The sequence below is a fragment of the Nocardioides islandensis genome, from assembly GCF_015352455.1.
Lineage (GTDB): Bacteria > Actinomycetota > Actinomycetes > Propionibacteriales > Nocardioidaceae > Nocardioides > Nocardioides islandensis.
In genome coordinates this window covers 395,094-411,820 of the sequence record NZ_JADKPN010000001.1, presented here as the reverse complement: position 1 = coordinate 411,820, position 16,727 = coordinate 395,094, and the positions used below count along the sequence as shown (strand labels likewise).

At 72.7% G+C, this 16,727-nt stretch carries 14 protein-coding genes; 9 read left to right on the top strand and 5 right to left on the bottom strand.

All coding sequences use genetic code 11. The annotated features are described in order from the left end of the window. Nucleotides 1–49: 49 nt before the first annotated feature. Both ISU07_RS01965 and ISU07_RS01960 read right to left on the bottom strand, forming a co-directional pair. Nucleotides 50–2,620 (bottom strand): nSTAND1 domain-containing NTPase, encoded by a 2,571-nt coding sequence (locus ISU07_RS01965; RefSeq protein ID WP_194705061.1) that lies wholly within the window; start codon nucleotides 2,618–2,620, stop codon nucleotides 50–52. A 114-nt stretch (nucleotides 2,621–2,734) separates the two neighbouring features. Continuing rightward, complete coding sequence (locus tag ISU07_RS01960; RefSeq protein WP_194705060.1) at nucleotides 2,735–3,472, bottom strand: MerR family transcriptional regulator; 738 nt, start codon at nucleotides 3,470–3,472, stop codon at nucleotides 2,735–2,737. A gap of 27 nt (nucleotides 3,473–3,499) precedes the next feature. Between ISU07_RS01960 and ISU07_RS01955 the strand changes: the two genes are divergently transcribed. Together ISU07_RS01955 and ISU07_RS01950 are read left to right on the top strand one after the other, a co-directional pair. After that, the gene (locus tag ISU07_RS01955) at nucleotides 3,500–4,723 is read left to right on the top strand and encodes an acetyl-CoA C-acetyltransferase (RefSeq protein ID WP_194705059.1); all 1,224 of its coding nucleotides are present in this window, start codon (nucleotides 3,500–3,502) and stop codon (nucleotides 4,721–4,723) included. A gap of 131 nt (nucleotides 4,724–4,854) precedes the next feature. Continuing rightward, nucleotides 4,855–7,086 carry a 3-hydroxyacyl-CoA dehydrogenase NAD-binding domain-containing protein gene (locus ISU07_RS01950; protein ID WP_194705058.1) on the top strand — a complete coding sequence of 744 codons (2,232 nt, stop codon included), beginning with the start codon at nucleotides 4,855–4,857 and terminating at the stop codon, nucleotides 7,084–7,086. Nucleotides 7,087–7,089: 3 nt separating this feature from the next. On the opposite strand, the gene ISU07_RS01945 is transcribed toward ISU07_RS01950, so the two are convergent. Beyond that, on the bottom strand, nucleotides 7,090–7,716 hold the full coding sequence (locus ISU07_RS01945) for a TetR/AcrR family transcriptional regulator (protein WP_194705057.1): 627 nt from the start codon (nucleotides 7,714–7,716) through the stop codon (nucleotides 7,090–7,092). Nucleotides 7,717–7,805: 89 nt separating this feature from the next. Here ISU07_RS01945 and ISU07_RS01940 point away from each other — a divergent pair, with 89 nt between their 5' ends. From ISU07_RS01940 to ISU07_RS01910, 7 genes are all read left to right on the top strand, one after another. Further along, nucleotides 7,806–8,216 (top strand): SgcJ/EcaC family oxidoreductase, encoded by a 411-nt coding sequence (locus tag ISU07_RS01940; protein WP_194705056.1) that lies wholly within the window; start codon nucleotides 7,806–7,808, stop codon nucleotides 8,214–8,216. 73 nt (nucleotides 8,217–8,289) lie between these two features. Beyond that, complete coding sequence (locus ISU07_RS01935; RefSeq protein WP_194705055.1) at nucleotides 8,290–8,997, top strand: ABC transporter ATP-binding protein; 708 nt, start codon at nucleotides 8,290–8,292, stop codon at nucleotides 8,995–8,997. Beyond that, nucleotides 8,972–10,534 (top strand): hypothetical protein, encoded by a 1,563-nt coding sequence (locus ISU07_RS01930; RefSeq protein ID WP_194705054.1) that lies wholly within the window; start codon nucleotides 8,972–8,974, stop codon nucleotides 10,532–10,534. The genes ISU07_RS01935 and ISU07_RS01930 overlap by 26 nt, the downstream gene beginning before the upstream one ends. 114 nt (nucleotides 10,535–10,648) lie before the next feature. After that, nucleotides 10,649–11,896, top strand: a complete 1,248-nt coding sequence (locus tag ISU07_RS01925) for an acyl-CoA dehydrogenase family protein (RefSeq protein WP_194705053.1) — start codon at nucleotides 10,649–10,651, stop codon at nucleotides 11,894–11,896. Then, nucleotides 11,893–12,648 carry an SDR family NAD(P)-dependent oxidoreductase gene (locus ISU07_RS01920; protein ID WP_194705052.1) on the top strand — a complete coding sequence of 252 codons (756 nt, stop codon included), beginning with the start codon at nucleotides 11,893–11,895 and terminating at the stop codon, nucleotides 12,646–12,648. The genes ISU07_RS01925 and ISU07_RS01920 overlap by 4 nt, the downstream gene beginning before the upstream one ends. After that, the gene (locus tag ISU07_RS01915; RefSeq protein WP_194705051.1) at nucleotides 12,645–13,721 is read left to right on the top strand and encodes a phosphotransferase family protein; all 1,077 of its coding nucleotides are present in this window, start codon (nucleotides 12,645–12,647) and stop codon (nucleotides 13,719–13,721) included. The genes ISU07_RS01920 and ISU07_RS01915 overlap by 4 nt, the downstream gene beginning before the upstream one ends. A gap of 2 nt (nucleotides 13,722–13,723) precedes the next feature. Then, nucleotides 13,724–14,350 carry a histidine phosphatase family protein gene (locus tag ISU07_RS01910; protein ID WP_194705050.1) on the top strand — a complete coding sequence of 209 codons (627 nt, stop codon included), beginning with the start codon at nucleotides 13,724–13,726 and terminating at the stop codon, nucleotides 14,348–14,350. 12 nt (nucleotides 14,351–14,362) lie between these two features. On the opposite strand, the gene ISU07_RS01905 is transcribed toward ISU07_RS01910, so the two are convergent. Together ISU07_RS01905 and ISU07_RS01900 are read right to left on the bottom strand one after the other, a co-directional pair. After that, nucleotides 14,363–16,006 (bottom strand): hypothetical protein, encoded by a 1,644-nt coding sequence (locus tag ISU07_RS01905; RefSeq protein ID WP_194705049.1) that lies wholly within the window; start codon nucleotides 16,004–16,006, stop codon nucleotides 14,363–14,365. An 83-nt stretch (nucleotides 16,007–16,089) separates the two neighbouring features. After that, on the bottom strand, nucleotides 16,090–16,581 hold the full coding sequence (locus ISU07_RS01900; protein ID WP_194705048.1) for a TadE/TadG family type IV pilus assembly protein: 492 nt from the start codon (nucleotides 16,579–16,581) through the stop codon (nucleotides 16,090–16,092). Between the last annotated feature and the right edge of the window lie 146 nt (nucleotides 16,582–16,727).

Here is a 16,727-nt window from a genome sequence, read left to right as displayed (position 1 = left end):
GCAGGCGGGTGCCCGCCCACAGCAGTGCCGGGTCATGGGACTCACTGGCCTAATCGGACGCTGCCCGCGCCAGGCGGAGCTGGACCGACCGGCTTGCTGCGTCGTCGGTCATCCAGCCGCGCAGGCGCGGCCACTCCCGGAACAGCGCCTCGTGGGCGACCTCGACATGACCGTCGTCCACGGTCACCAGCCGCGCTGCGACGAGGCGGTCGACGACCTGTCTCGACCCGGGTCGGGACAGTGCCTCGAGCTCCGCGAGCGGCACCCGGCGCCGGGTCACGGTGCCTGCCTCGCCCGGACCGGCCAGCCGCAGCAGCAGCGCGCGTGCCGTGGTCTGCTCCTCGGGCGAGAACCGCGCCCACACCTCCTCGGCCAGCCGGCCGATGGCGCCGGCGATGCCGCCGGTCCGCACGTACGCGGCGTAGGTGAGCAGGTCGTCCGCCCGCCGCTCCCAGAGCTGGGTCAGGGCGACCGACAGCAGCGGCAGCAGTCCGGGCTCGGAGCCGGCGTCGCTGACGAGTGTCTGGGCCAGGCCGTCCTCCAGCCGCAGGCCGGCGCGGGTGGCGGGCCGCACCACCGCCCGCTCGACCTCGGCGGGGGTCGGCGAGCCGACGAGCACCGTGCTGTCTGCCATCAGGGCCGCCAGCTCGGGATGCTCGGCGGCCTGGGCGACGTAGTCCGCCCGGACCGCGACGACCACCGTCGTGGACGACCGCGGGTCCCGCACGAGGTCGGCGAGGGTGTCGACGAAGGCCGCACGCTCGCCCGGGTCCTCGCACGTCGTCCACAGCTCCTCGAGCTGGTCGACGACGAGCAGGGTGCGCGCCGGGGTCTCCCGCCCGGCTGACCCGTCGCCGGACGGCCTCTCGTCCAGCCCGTCGAGCATCCGGGCGAGCACGTCGCCGACGTCCACGCGAGGGGTGCCGAGCGCGCGCCGCGCGAGCTCCTTCATGGGATGCCGGCCTGGCCGCATCACCACCCGCCCCCATCCGCCGCTGCCGGGCAGCACGTCGTCCGCCAGGCCGGCCAGGACGCCGGCGTGCAGGGCCGAGGACTTCCCGCTGCCGGACGCGCCGACCAGCGCGACGAACCGGGACGAGCCGACGTGGGCGATCAGCTCGGCCACGAGCCGCTCGCGGCCGGCGTACCACGGGGCGTCGTCGACGCCGTACGACGCGAGTCCGCGCCACGGGCAGGTACCGGAGGACACCAGCCGCTCCGGCGTCTCGGCCAGCGTGACGATCCCCTCGGCCACCTCGGCTCGCGCCGACGCGAGCCGCGCCCGGGAGACCCCGGCGACGTCGACGGCCTCCTCGATCCGGTGCGTCGCCGCCTTCCGGGCGATCCGCATCGCCTCCAGGTGGACCCGCCCCGGCCACCCCGGGCCGTTGGCCAGGACCTCCGCGGTCACGTCGGCGGCCTGCGCCGCACCGACGTACGTCGCCACGACCAGCCGGACCGCCTCGTCGGGGAGCGCAGCCAGGTCGACCACCGACGCCGCCTCCGGGACCGGGGTGCCGGAGGCGGCGAGCACCACCATCAGGGCCCTCGGCGGCCGGGGAGGCAGATGTTGGTCGGCGACGAGCAGCCACGGCCGCCCGTCGTCCTCCGGTGGTGGTCCTGGGGCGGATCCGGTGTCGGGGCCGGCGAGGACGACCCCGAACCCGTCGTGGGCGACCTCCTCGCCCAGGGCCGCGGCAAGCCGGCGGGCCCCTGCGCCTGCCGGGCCGCGCAGCACGACGGTCGCGGGCGCGCCCGCGAGAGTGCGCCGCCAGGCGTCGCGCAGCAGCGAGAGCTCGGCATCCCGTCCCACCATCGGGGTGCTGTCGCGCAGCCCCTCGGGCAGGGCGACCCGGCCGATGGGCAGCAGTCCGGGATCCTGGGCGAGCACCCGGGCGTGCAGGTCCCGCAGCTCCGGTCCGGGGTCGACGCCGAGCTCGTCGGCCAGCACGGCGCGGGCCCGGTCGAAGGTCGTCAGCGCCTCGGCCTGCCCGCCCGAGCGGTAGTGCGCCAGCATCAACAGCGCCCACAGGCGTTCGCGGAGCGGCTGCTCGCCGACCATCCGCTCCAGGTCCGGCACCACCGTGGCGGCCCGGTCGAGGGCGAGCGCCGCCTCGATCCTGGCCTCGACGGCGGCCTGCCGGAGGTTGCCGAGCCGGCCGGCCTCGGCCTGACCGAAGGCCGTGTGCTCGCAGCCGGCGTACGCCGGGCCGCGCCAGAGCTGGAGCGCGTCACGGCCGGCGTCGAGCGCCGCCTCGGGCCGTCCCCCGGCGAGCGCCTCGCCGGCGAGCCGGCACAGCTCGACGAAGCGGCCGGCGTCGGTGTCGAGCGGGGACACGGCCAGTCGATAGCCGGGACCGTCGGTCACGATGAGGCTGGCGTCCCCGTGCCGGTCGGGCTCCAGGCGGTTGCGCAGCCGCAGCACGTAGGTCTGCAGCGCCTTGGCGGCCGACCGGGGCGGGTCCTCGCCCCACAGGGAGTCGATGAGGTCGGGGACCGGCACGACCTGCCCGGCGTGGGCCACCAGGTGGGCCAGCAGCGTCCGTTCCTTGGCCCCGGCGATGTCGACGGCGACCCCGTCGACATTCACCTTCAGCGGCCCGAGGACGAGGACGTCCACCTGGGCACGATACGGCGGCGCGACCATGGCTCTCTCCGGGTGCTTCGGGCGGTACAGACCACCCTGCCCGCGCCCGGTCGCAGGTGGGTCGCGCCCCGGTCGCGGGGCCCCTCGTCAGCGCTCGCCGGTGCGGCGGGCGATGCCCTCGCGCTTGGCGTCGTCCATGGCCACCTCGTACGCCGTCACCAGCGACGCCACGGAGAGCGGCTTGAGCCGCTCCAGCACCTCGCGCAGTGCCTGCGGCGGTGCGCCGGACTCCTTGTACGCCGGCCAGACCAGCTTCCTGAACACCGCGTAGAGCTCCTCGGCGATCGCGCGGCCGTGCGCCGCGTACACCTCCGCCGCGGCCCTCGCCGCCTCCGGTGGGAAGCCGAGGTCGAGCAGGCCCAGCCCGACGGAGAGGTGGGACACGGCGACCCGGTAGCGGCCGCCGGTGGCCGCGCTGACGATGCCGAGCGTGACGAGGGTGGCGAGCTCGTCGTCGTCGAGCGGGCGTCCCGCTCGCTTGTCGAGCTCGGTCTTGGTCAGCTGCACCGGCGGCTCCGCCTGCCAGGGCGCGAGCATCGTGCGGTGCAGTGCGATGTCCTCCGGCGTGGCGGTGCCGGGGATGCCCGCGACGTACTTCTCGATCGCCGCGAGCGTGAACCCGTGGCTCTGCAGCTCCTGCACCAGCTCGAGCCGGGCGACGTGGTCGGCGGAGTAGAAGCCGGACCGGCCGCGCCGGATCGGCGGCGGCACCAGGCCGCGCGAGGTGTAGAAGCGGACGTTGCGCACGCTCATCCCGACGCGGTCGGTCAGCTCGTCCAGCGTGAGGAGTGTGACCGCGTCCACAGGGCTGCCCGTGTCCACCATGACAGTAAGAGTGTCACAATCGGCCCTATGACAAGAGCAGGGGCCGAAGCATTCGTGTACGACCACCTGAGGACGCCGCGCGGCAAGGGCAAGACCGTCGGCGCGCTCCACGAGGTGAAGCCCATCGACCTGATCGTGGGAGTGCTCGACGAGCTCAAGACGCGCAACCCGACGCTGGATCCCGGACGGGTCGACGACATCGTCCTCGGCGTCGTCTCGCCGCTCGGCGAGCAGGGCGGCGACATCGCCAAGACGGCGGCGCTGGCGTCCGGGTTCCCCGAGACCGTCGCCGGCGTGCAGCTCAACCGCTTCTGCGCCAGCGGTCTGGAGGCCGTCAACCAGGCCGCGGCCCGCGTGCGCTCCGGCTTCGAGGACCTGATCCTCGCCGGCGGCGTGGAGTCGATGAGCCGGGTGCCGATGGGCTCCGACGGCGGCGCGTGGGCGGCCGACCCGGCCACCGCGCTGCGCACCGGCTTCGTGCCGCAGGGCATCGGCGCCGACCTGATCGCCACGCTCGAGGGCTGGACGCGGTCGGACGTCGACGCGTACGCCGCTGAGTCGCACCATCGCGCCGCGAAGGCGTGGGCCAACGGCTACTTCGCCGACGCCGTCGTCCCCGTCCGCGACATCAACGGCGTCACCGTGCTCGACCACGACGAGCTGATCCGCCCCGACACGAGCCCCGAGGGCCTGGCCGGCCTCAAGCCGTCGTTCGCCGACATCGGCCGCGACGCGGGCTTCGACGACGTGGCGCTCGAGAAGTACCACTGGGTCGAGAAGATCGACCACGTCCACCACGCCGGCAACTCGTCCGGCATCGTCGACGGCGCCGCGATCATGGCCATCGGGTCCGAGCAGGTCGGCAGCGACCTGGGCCTCACGCCGCGCGCGCGCATCGTCTCGGTCGCCGTCTCCGGCGCCGACCCGACGATCATGCTGACCGGCCCCGCCCCCGCCGCCCGCAAGGCGCTGGCCAAGGCCGGGCTCGAGGTCTCCGACATCGACCTGTGGGAGATGAACGAGGCGTTCGCCGCCGTCGCCATGCGCTTCATGAAGGACATGGGCATCACCCACGAGGTCACCAACGTCAACGGCGGCGCCATCGCCATGGGCCACCCGCTCGGGGCCACCGGCGCGATGATCCTCGGCACCCTGATCGACGAGCTCGTCCGCCGCGACCAGCGCCGCGGCCTCGCCACGCTCTGCGTCGGCGGAGGCATGGGCATTGCGACGGTCGTGGAGGTCGTCTGAGCGAGGCACGAGCTCAGCGCCCGACCACTTCCGTCGCAATATCGGTGGTCGAGCAGCGCTACCGCGCGTGTCGAGACCCGGTGAGACGAGAAGCAGCCGCAACCCAGACGCCGTACGAAGGAAGCAGCCAGATGACCAGCACCGCCGAGACGCAGACCGCCGTCCGCTACGACAAGGACGCCGACGGCATCGTCACCCTGACCCTGGACGACCCGAACGCAAGCGCCAAGACCATGAACCAGGCGTACCGCGACGGCATGCACGCCGCGGTCGACCGGCTGTACGACGAGCTGGCCGCGGACCCCGACTCCGTCACCGGCGTGGTCGTGACCAGCGCCAAGAAGACCTTCTTCGCCGGCGGCAACCTGTCCTTGATGATCCAGGCCAAGCCGGAGGACGCGCCGCGCTTCTTCGCCGAGGTCGAGGCCATGAAGGCCGACCTGCGCCGGCTGGAGAAGCTGCCCAAGCCGGTCGCGGCCGCGATCAACGGGGCGGCACTCGGCGGCGGGTACGAGATCACGCTCGCCTGCAACCACCGGATCGTCGTCGACGACCCGAAGGCGGAGGTCGGGCTGCCCGAGGCCTCGCTCGGCCTGCTGCCCGGGGGCGGCGGCGTCACCCGCGTGACCCGCCTGCTCGGCATCCAGTCCGCGCTGATGGACGTGCTGCTCCAGGGCACCCGCTTCAAGCCCGCCGACGCCCTGAAGAAGGGCCTGGTGCACCAGGTCGTCGCCACTCGCGACGAGCTGGTGCCGGCCGCGAAGGCGTGGGTGCTCGAGCACCGCGACGACGTCGAGGCCGCGCAGAACCCGTGGGACCGGCCGGGGTACAAGATGCCCGGCGGCACGCCGAAGTCCCCCGCGCTGGCGGCGTTCCTGCCGGCCTTCCCGGCCCTGCTCCGCCAGCAGACCAAGGGCGCCGACTACCCCTCCCAGCGGGCCATCCTGTCCGCGTCGGTCGAGGGGGCGATGGTCGACTTCGACACCGCGTCGCGGATCGAGTCGCGGTACCTCACGAGCCTGATCGTGGGCCAGAACGCCAAGAACATGATCCAGGCGTTCTTCTTCGACCTCCAGGCCATCAACGCCGGCAAGCTCCGCCCGCAGGGCTTCGAGACGTTCCGCGCCACCAAGGTCGCGGTCCTCGGCGCCGGGATGATGGGCGCCGGCATCGCCTACTCCTGCGCCCGCTCGGGCATGGAGGTCGTGCTCAAGGACGTCTCGGCCGAGTCCGCCGTGCGCGGCAAGGCGTACTCCGAGAAGGTGCTCGACAAGGCCATCGCCCGCGGGAGGTCCACCGAGGAGAAGAAGGCCGAGCTCCTTGCGCGGATCACCCCGACCGCGGACCCGGCCGACCTGACGGGCTGCGACCTGGTCATCGAGGCGGTCTTCGAGGACCCGAGCCTGAAGCACCAGGTCTTCGCCGAGGTGGCGCCGTACGTGAACGCCGACGCTCTGCTGTGCTCCAACACCTCGACGCTGCCCATCACCGAGCTGGCGACGGGCGTCGACCGGCCGGCCGACTTCATCGGCCTGCACTTCTTCAGCCCCGTCGACAAGATGCCGCTGGTCGAGATCATCAAGGGCAAGGAGACGTCGGACGCCGCGCTCGCGAAGGCGTACGACGTCGTGCAGCAGATCCGCAAGACCCCGATCGTCGTCAACGATAGCCGTGGCTTCTACACGTCGCGGGTCATCGGGTTCATGGTCAACGAGGGCCTGGCCCTGCTCGCCGAGGGCGTCCACCCGATGTCGGTGGAGCGGGCGGCGACGCAGTCCGGCTACCCCGTCGGTCCGCTGCAGCTCTCCGACGAGCTGAACATGGAGCTGATGCTCAAGATCGGCAAGGCGACCGCCGACGCCGCCGCACGCGACGGTCTCGACTACACCGAGCACCCGGGCAGTGCCGTGGTGAAGCACATGGTCGAGATCGGCCGCCCGTCGCGGCTCAAGGGGGCCGGGTTCTACGAGTACGACGAGAACGGCGCGCGCACGCGGATCTGGCCCGGGCTGGTCGAGGAGTACCCGACCGCCGCCGAGCAGATCCCGTTCCAGGACGTGAAGGACCGCATGCTCTTCCTGGAGGCGCTCGAGACCGCCAAGTGCTTCGAGGAGGGCGTGCTCACTTCGTCCGCGGCGGCGAACATCGGCTCGATCATGGGCATCGGCTTCCCGCCCAACACGGGTGGCGCCGCGCAGTTCATGACCGGCTACGAGGCCCGAGGAGAGGGCCAGTCCGGCGACATCGGGCTCCAGGCGTTCGTGAAGCGCGCCGAGGAGCTGGCCGAGACGTACGGCGAGCGCTTCCGGCCGACGGCGTACCTGCGTGACCTCGCCGCCTCGGGAGGCACGTTCCCGGCCTGACGGTCAGGACAGCAGGCGCTCGACGAGGGTGTCGCCCCACCACCGCTCGACCTCGTCGGGCGTCCACCCGCGCTCGCCGGTGGCGATGTCGAAGGCCTCCATCGAGCAGGTGAACGAGTACGCGTCGAGGCCGTGCTGGAGGTCGACCCCGCGTCGCCAGGCCCGCTTCGGCCACGTCTCGAAGACGGAACGCCGCTGCGCGTCGCCGCGGCCGCGTCCCTCGACGTACGCCGCCTGGAGGTCGGGCTCCTGACGGCGGCCCTCGACCAGGACGCGGAGCACGTCGCCGTGCCGCTCGAAGAGGCGCCGGTCGTACCCGACGAACGCGCGCAGCTGGGCGGCCGGGTCGCCGGCGCCGGCCTCGAGCTCGGCCATCCCCTGGGCCACGCCCGCCCTGGCGTCCCCCTCGTCGATGAGCGACGAGGCCAGTCCCGCCTTGCTGCCGTAGACGGCGTACACGGTGGCCTCCGAGACGCCGGCGGCGGACGCGACGGACCGGACGCTCGTCCGTGCCCAGCCGGACTCGAGGAACCGCGTGCGGGCCGCCTGAGCGATGAGGGACCGGGTCCGCTCGGCCTGCTCCTCCCGGAGCGTCGAGCGGTACGGACGCGACGTCGGGTTCTCCGGCACGAGACCACTGTACAGGTTCGCTGACCGCCGCTATATTGACTGAGCCATACTCAATCAATCATGCAACACTCACCGAAGGAGCCTCACCAATGACCGTCACCACCCACCCCGTGACCGCCGCGGACGTCGTCGCCCGCGAGATGCTGGCCCGCCTCGAGGACGCCTGGAACCGCGCCGACGGCGCCGCCTTCGGCGCCGCGTTCACCGACGACGCGTCGTTCGTCAACGTGCGGGGCGAGCTGCACGTCGGCGCCGCGGCCATCGGGGGCGGGCACGCCGGCATCTTCGCCACCATCTACGCCGGCAGCACGAACCGCATGGAGCTGGTCGAGGCGAGGTACGCCGGGGACGCCGTCGTGGCCACCTCGCGGCACACCCTCGAGGTCCCGGCCGGGCCGCTCGCCGGCACGCACCGGGCCACCTCGACGTCCGTGCTGGCGCCGCAGGACGGGGAGTGGCGGTTCGTGGCGTCCCACAACACGCTCGTCGCGGAGCGCTGAGTCGGCGTCGTACCCCAGGCCGAAGTTCGACGAACCGCAGACCTTTCGGCCGTTCCCCGGCAGAATTCTCCGGGTGAGCGAGCCGGTCGTCGACATCCGCAGCCTCCACGTGCGCTTCGGCGAGGTGGAGGCGGTTGCGGGCATCGACGTGCAGGCGTACGCCGGCCAGGCCACCGCGCTGCTCGGGCGCAACGGCGCCGGGAAGTCCACCACCATGCGGGTGCTCGCGGGCCTCATCCCGCCGACGGCGGGCACCGTCGTCGTCGACGGTCTCGACATGCGCAAGGACACCTTGGCGATCAAGCGGATCAGCGGGTACTGCCCCGACGTGGGCGGCCTGATCCCGCGGGCCACGCCGTGGGAGCACCTCCAGCTGTCGGCCCGGCTGCGCCGGCTCGAGGACTGGGAGGACCGCGCCCGCGACCTGCTCGAGCGGTTCGAGCTGGGCGACGTCGCGCACCGCATCACCGGCGGGTTCAGCCACGGCATGGGCCGGCGCCTCAGCGTCGTCCTGGCCTCGCTGCACCAGCCCAAGCTGCTGCTGCTCGACGAGCCCTTCGACGGCGTCGACCCGATCGGGGTGGACGCGACCATGGACGTCGTCGCGGACGCCCGGGCCCGCGGCGCGTGCATCCTGATCTCCACCCACCTGCGCGAGCTGGCCATCCAGGCCTGCACCGACGTGCTCGTCCTGCGCGGCGGCTCGCGTGTGGCGTCCGTGGAGTCCGCGGAGATGGCCGGTGAGGAGGGGGCCCGTGCCTACCGGGCTCTCCTCGACTAGCACGGCCACGGCCGCCTCGCCCCGCCTCGGGCCGGTGACGTCGGCGCGTCGTGCGGTCGCCGACGTCGGTCACCTGGCGCGCTTCCGCGCGGGCACCGTACGCCGCCGCGCCGCTGTGCCCTGGACGATCGCGATCATGGTGGGGCTGACCCTCGCCGCCTGCACGCTCCCGATGACCTTCCCCGGCGCCCGTACGTCGACACGGGCCGCCGAGGTGCTCGTCCTGACGCCGACCGCGTTCGCGGGCTTCCTGCTGCTCGCGATCATCTCCGCGGTCGCCTCCGGCGGTGGCCGCGAGCTGATCTCGCGGGAGCAGGCCGTCGCGTTCCCGGTGAGTCCCACCACGGACCACCTGGGCGCCCTGCTGCTGGCACCGCTCAACATCGCCTGGCTGCTCCAGGCCTGGACGCTGCTCGGCACGATGGCCTACGGGCTGCCCGTCCACCTGGTGCCCGCCGCCGCCCTGTCCGTGCTGCTCTGGCTGGCGGCCTGCACGGCGCTCGCCCAGATCGTCGCGTGGACGATGGAGGCGATCCGCCGACAGCCGCACGGCATCGGCATGGTCCGCGCGATCACCGGGGTGTTCGCGCTGGCCGGCCTCGCGCTGCAGCTGAGCGGGCGCCTCGGCGAGATGCTCGACCACGTCCCGACGGTCTGGATCGTCGCCCGGTCGACCATCGGCTTCGAGTGGCGCTGGGCGGAGGGCGTCGCCGTCGAGCTGGTCATCCTGGTGGCCGCCGTGGTCATCGGCGCCGTGCCCGCGCACCTCGCCGCGCGTCGGATGCCCCGCGACGAGGCACGCGTCGAGAGCGGCCAGTTCAGTGCCCGCCGCCTGCCCGGCTCGGTCTTCGCGATGCTGGTGCGCACCGACCGCAGCTCGGTCTGGCGCTCGGTCCCGATGCGCCGCGGCATCGCCGTGCTGGCCGTCGGCCCGGGGCTCGTCGCGATCGCCGGTGACCTGGACTGGCCGATGATGACGATCCTGCCCGGCCTGGTGGCCTCCGGTGGCGCGCTGCTGTTCGGCGTCAACGCCTGGTGCCTCGACGGCCGCGGCCTGCTGTGGCGGGAGAACCTGCCGGCGCGGCCCGGCCAGGTCTTCGGCGCCCGCGCGTACGTCCTGGCCGAGTTCCTGGTCGCCGCGTCACTGGCCACCATCCTGCTCGCGTCGCTGCGGGCCGGCGTGCCCACGTCGTACGAGCTCTCCGCCCTCGTCTGCCTGCTGCTGGTCGTGACCGTCCAGGTGGTCGGCGCGGCGCTGCGCTGGTCGGCCCAGCGACCGTTCCCGGTCGACATGCGCTCGGCGCGTGCCACCCCGGCCCCGCCGATCGTGATGGTCGGGTACTCCACCCGGCTGGCCGTCTCCACCACCTTGACCGGCTTGGTGTTCTCCGGCCTCGCCCACATCCCCGAGTGGCGGGTGTCGGTGCTGGCCGCCGTCCCGTTCCTGATCTGGTCGACCTGGCGCCTCTCCCGCACCGCCGGCGTCTGGCTCGACCCCGTCGAGCGATCGCGGGTCGTGATGGCGGTCGCGGCGTAGGTCCGGTCGGGCAGGGATACCCGCTCGGCCGGGTATCCCTGACGTTCGGCGTCGTTGCAACGACGCCAATGCGGCAGGAACGACGCCACAGTTCGCCCCACTAGTCTGCGACGCATGGACTTCTCGCCGTCCCCTCGAGCCGCCGAGCTGACCGAGCGGGTGCGCACGTTCATGCGCGAAGAGATCGCGCCGGTCGAGCCGCAGTACCACCGCGACCTCGCGGCCGCGCGCGAGCAGGGCACCCAGTGGACGCCGCTGCCGGTGCTGGAGGACCTCAAGGCGAAGGCCCGCGCGCAGGGCCTGTGGAACCTCTTCCTGCCGAAGGAGCACGCGGGCGAGTACGCCGCGCGGTTCGGCACCGACGGGGGCGAGGGCCTGAGCAACGTCGACTACGCGCCGCTGGCCGAGCAGATGGGCCGGTCCGCGATCGCGTCCCTCGTCTTCAACTGCAACGCCCCGGACACGGGGAACATGGAGGTGCTGCTGCGCTACGGCTCCGAGCAGCAGCGCAAGGAGTGGCTCGAGCCGCTGCTCGAGGGCCGGATCCGGTCGGCGTTCACGATGACCGAGCCGGACGTCGCCTCCTCCGACGCGACCACCATGGAGGCCACCTGCGTCGTCGACGGCGACGAGATGGTCGTCAACGGGCGCAAGTGGTGGTCGACCGGCGTCGGGCACCCGGACTGCCGGATCTTCGTGTTCATGGGCGTCACCGATCCCGACGCCGACCGGCACCAGCGGCACTCCATGGTGCTCGTACCCCGCGACGCCGCGGGGGTGAAGGTGGAGCGGCTGCTGTCCACGATGGGCTACCAGGACGAGCCGATCGGGCACGGCGAGGTGTCGTTCACCGACGTCCGCGTACCTCTCGGCAACGTCATCTCCGGGCCCGGGCAGGGCTTCGCGATCGCCCAGGGCCGGCTCGGCCCCGGCCGGATCCACCACTGCATGCGGCTCATCGGGCTGTCCGAGCTGGCCCTCGAGCTCGCCATCGCGCGCGGCACCAGCCGCACGGCGTTCGGCAAGCGGCTGGTCGACCTCGGCGGCAACCGGGAGCGCATCGCCGACGCCCGCATCGCCATCGACCAGGCCCGGCTGCTCGTCCTGAACGCCGCGTGGAAGCTCGACCAGGGCGGCCCGATGAACGCGCTCTCCGAGGTCAGCCAGATCAAGGTCGCCGTCCCGAACGTCGCCCAGCAGGTCATCGACTTCGCCATCCAGGTCCACGGTGGCGCCGGCATGTCAGACGACTTCCCGCTGGCGATGGCGTTCGTGAACGCCCGTACCCTGCGCCTCGCCGACGGCCCGGACGAGGTGCACCGCGGCATGGTCGCCCGGATCGAGCTCGGCAAGCACTCGTGACCCGGGTCCTCGTCACCGGCGCCGCCTCGGGCCTCGGCGCCGCCCTCACGCGCGCCTGGCGGGCCCGCGGCGACGAGGTGCTGGCCACCGACCGGACCGTCGACGGCGTCGACCTCGCGCTGGACGTGACGAGCGACGAGGACTGGGCGCTCGCCCTCCAGCAAGTGCTCACGCAGTGGGGCGGCCTCGACGTCCTGGTCAACAACGCGGGTGTCGCCGGAGGCGGCCGCCTGGACGTGGCGACCCTCGAGGAGTGGCGCTGGATCACCGAGATCAACCTGTTCGGCGTGGTCCGCGGCACCCGTACCTTCGTGCCGATGTTCAAGACCCAGCGCTCGGGCCACATCGTCAACGTCGCCTCGCTGGCCGGCCTCGTGCACCCCGCCGGCATGGCGTCGTACAACGCCGTCAAGGCCGCAGTCGTGGCGCTGACCGAGACGACGGGCCACGAGCTGGCGCCGTACGGCGTCACCGCGAGCGTGGTGTGCCCGTCGTACTTCCGCACCAACCTGCTCGCGTCGATGCAGGGCGCCGACACCGTGATCGCCGGCGTCGTGGAGCACCTCGTCGAGTCCGCGCCCTTCACCGCCGACGACATCGCGGCGTCGGTGATCGCCGGGATCGACCGGGGCGAGGAGCTGATCATCCCCGACTACGTCGCCCAGTCCGCGTGGGACCAGAAGCAGCGCAACCGGGAGCTGTACGACCAGGTGATGCGGGCCCAGGCCGCGAAGCTGGACCGGATCACGTGAGCACCCGCGACGAGAGCCGCCCGGTCCGCGACGAGGACGCCTTCGACGTCGAGGCGGTCGCCGCCTGGCTGCGCGAGCACGCACCGGGCTACGAGCTCCCCGGCACTCCCGAGGTGCGGCAGTTCCCGGGCGGCGCCTCGAACCTGACCTACCTCCTGAGCTACCCCGGGCGCGACCTCATCCTGAGAAGGCCGCCCGTGGGCGCCAAGGCCAAGAGTGCCCACGACATGGGCCGCGAGCACGACATCCAGGCCGCGCTGGCACCGGTCTTCCCGTACGTCGCCACCATGGTCGGCCTCTGCCGCGACGAGTCGGTGATCGGGTCGGACTTCTACGTGATGGAGCGGCTCGAGGGCACGATCCCCCGGCGGCACCTGGGCTTCGACAGCACCCCCGACCAGACGTCGGAGCTCTGCGGTCGGGCGTGGGACGTGCTGGCCGAGCTGCACGCCGTCGACGTGGACGCCATCTCGGCACTGGCCGCCCTGAACCGCGGCGAGGGGTACGTGCGCCGGCAGGTGACCGGGTGGACCGACCGGCTGGCGCGGGCGCGCACCGACGACCTCGGCGACTGGTCGCCCGTGACCGGCTGGCTCGACGAGCACCAGCCCGCCGACGTGCGCCAGTGCCTGATCCACAACGACTACCGCTTCGACAACCTCGTGCTCTCCGGGACCGAGCCGCGAGAGGTCACCGGCGTGCTCGACTGGGAGATGGCGACCGTGGGCGACCCGTTGATGGACCTCGGCGGCGCGCTGGCCTACTGGGTGCAGGCCGACGACGACGAGTGGTTCCGCCAGTTCTGCCGGCAGCCCTCCGACGCCCCCGGCATGTGGACGCGCCGGGAGATCGTCGAGCGGTACGCCGACCGCAGCGGCCTGACGGTCACGCCCGAGCAGTGGCGGTTCTACGAGGTCTTCGGCATCTTCCGGCTGGCCGTGATCGCGCAGCAGATCTGGTACCGCTACGCGATGGGACAGACGCACAACGAGGCGTACGCCGTGTTCGGCCCGGCGGTCGGGTACCTCGAGCAGCGCTGCCGCCGACTGGTCGCGGCCCACGGGGTGTCCTGACCGTGGGCCAGATCGTCATCGTCCGGCACGGGCAGGCGTCCTACGGCGCGGCCGACTACGACGTGCTGTCGCCGCTGGGGGAGAAGCAGGCGGCGCGGACCGGTGAGCTCCTGGCCGACCTGCGACCGGACGCCCTCCTGCACGGGGCGATGAAGCGGCAGCAGCGCACCGCCGAGGTGATGGCCGACGCGGCCGGCTGGTCCGTCGTGCCCCGGCTCGACGACGGCTGGGACGAGATGGACCACCTCGCCGTCCTGGACGCGCAGCCGAAGCACTTCGAGGGCGAGCCGGACGAGCGGCAGTTCCAGGCCTGGTTCGAGCGGGCTACAGCGCGCTGGCTCTCCGGCGAGCACGACGGTGACTACCGCGAGTCGTGGCCGGTCTTCGCCGAGCGGGTGCTCGGTGCGCTCGACCGCGTGGGTGAGGGGACCACCGTCGTGACCACCTCCGGCGGTCCGGTCGCGGTCGTCGTCGCCACGCTGCTGGAGTCGCCCGCGGCGTACCAACGGATCGCCCCGGTCGCCGTCAACGCCGCCGTCACCCGCGTGGTGACCGGCTCCCGCGGTCGCACGCTCGTCTCCTTCAACGAGCACACGCACCTGACCGGGGACCTGCTCACCTACCGCTGAGCGCGGCGGGGTCTACTGGCGCAGCACCGGGACCGAGCAGTGCGGCTTGCTCAGGGCGATGACGTCGGCGCCGGCGATCCGGACTCCGGCGAGGTTCGCAAGCGGCTGCACGACCCCGGCGTCGAGGTTGTTGACCAGCGGCGTGACCACGGCGGAGACGGCGGCGTTCAGGATCGTGTCGATCGTGGTGGTCGGCAGGGTGACGGGGAGGCCGAGGAGGGTTGCCGTCACGGTCAGCCCGCTGCGGGTGACCGAGCCCGCGGCGAGGGAGAGGTTGCCCGACCCGGCGGAGTACGCCGTGTCCCACTGCTGCGAGGGCACGGTGACGGTGGTCGAGTGGACCTGGCCGGCGGCCGAGGCGGCCGAGACCTTCACGTCGACGCCGATCGCGAACGAGACGAGGCCCAGGCCCAGCGACGGCACCGCGATCTTGCCGGTGACCGAGAGCGGCACGGTGAGGTCGGCGGCCAGCAGTCCGCTGGTGGACGCGACGGTGATGCTGTGGGCACTGGTCGGCGCGGACGAGTACGGGTTCGCGCAGGTGACCTGCGTGAGGTGGGCCGCGGCGTTGGCCAGCGACATCGACAGGCCCACCGGCTTGCCCGTCGGCGAGCCGACCGTCACCCCCGTGCCCACCGTGGCCAGGTTGACGTCGTTGAACGTGCCTCCCACGGTGGCGGTCACCTGGGACGTGGTCGCCTCGCGCATCGGCGACGGGTTGGCGCGCGAGCAGACCAGCTGCGGGGCCTCGATGATCGACAGGCTCGAGGTCGACGACACCAGGTTGGGCACGTTCGTGGACAGGTTCGGCACCGTCACGGCGTGGCTGCCGTTGAACAGGAGGGCCGACCCGGCGATCAGGTCGATCGCGTTGACCGTCGCCTCGACCCCACGCGTGGTCGCGGTGTCCGCCTGGAGGACCTTGCCGACGTCGACGTTGCCGAGCGAGGCCACCGACACCGCCAGCTGGTTGAGCACCGTGGCATCGGCGGTGTTCCCGCCGGTCTGCAGCGCCTGGGCCGTGGCGAGGTACAGGTTCTTCATCGACACCGTCGAGCCGGCCAGCTGGGTCACGGTCCCGATGCCGAGCTTGGCGGCCAGGTCGGTGAGCGACACGTTCGCGTCGAGCAGGCCGGTGTACCCCACTACTCCGAGGTCGAGGCTGCTGTTGACCTGCCCGAGCACCGAGCTGAGCAGCGCCGACTGGCCGGACCTCACCGCGGCGGCGTACGAGCCGAGCATGAAGCAGGCCGTCGAGTCCGCCATCGCGACCGCCGAGCGCACCACCGTCCCCTGCCCGTTCCGGAACGCGAAGGACACCGACGTGCTGGCCGTGACCCGCACGGCGGTGGGGACGGTCGCGCCGGTCGTCGCGGTGAACGTGCCCGTGGTCGTGCTGAACGTGCCGAGCTGGGCGGTCACGGTGGGCGCGCTGCCGTACGTCGTGTGGTTGCGCGCGACGCTCTGCTCCCGGGCCTGCGCCCAGAGGGGGTCGGCCTGGATCACCTGGGTCTGCCGGCCGTCGATCTGCCGGGCGAGGTCGAGGGACACGACATCGGCCAGCGACTGCATGTCGACCCGCCCGACCCGCAGCTGGCCGAGGTCCACGCCCATGGCGGCGGCGCCCATCAGCACCGACATGAGCAGGGCGACCATCGGGATGATCGCGCCCCGCTCGTCCCGGCGCCTGTCCCGGCGCCTGTCCCTGTGCCTGTCCCGTCGTCCCCCGAGCACGGCCCTCACCCGACCTGCGCGACGGCGGTGTAGGAGAGCGAGTTCGGGAGCACCAGCCCGACGCCCGGGACCTCGGGGACCAGCGGGTGGTTCTGGTAGTCGTAGGTGATCTGGACGCTCATGCACGACGCCAGCGCGTTGTTGACGCACGTCGCCGGGCTGACCGTGCAGGACCCGACCGCGACACCGTCGCGCCGCAGCGTGCCGGTCGTGGCGTTGGTGGCGATGGCGCACTGCACGCCGTACCCGCCCAGCGCGTCGTTGACCCCGGACACCGCGTCGGTGACCTTCTGGCTCTGCGTCGGGTACGCCGACACGGCGGCCGCCCGGGCGCCCTCGGTCGCTCCCTGGCTCAGCGCCTGCCGGAAGCTGAGCATGTAGCCGTAGGCCACGATCCCGAACACGAGCAGGAGCAGCAGCGGTGCCATCAGCGCGAACTCGACGGCCGCCGAACCGGTGTCGCGCCGGCGGCGGGGGGAGGTCGTCGGATGGGGCATGGGGGGCCGTTCCCTTTCCTTCGGTCCCCCCACAAGTGGGTAAAGCGGCGAACCCCCTCGCCGAGAGGATGCTAGGCGCGACGCCGGGGGCCGTCGGCCGCTTCGGTGGCGATTGACACGAACGGGCTATACCAGTCAACCGGGTG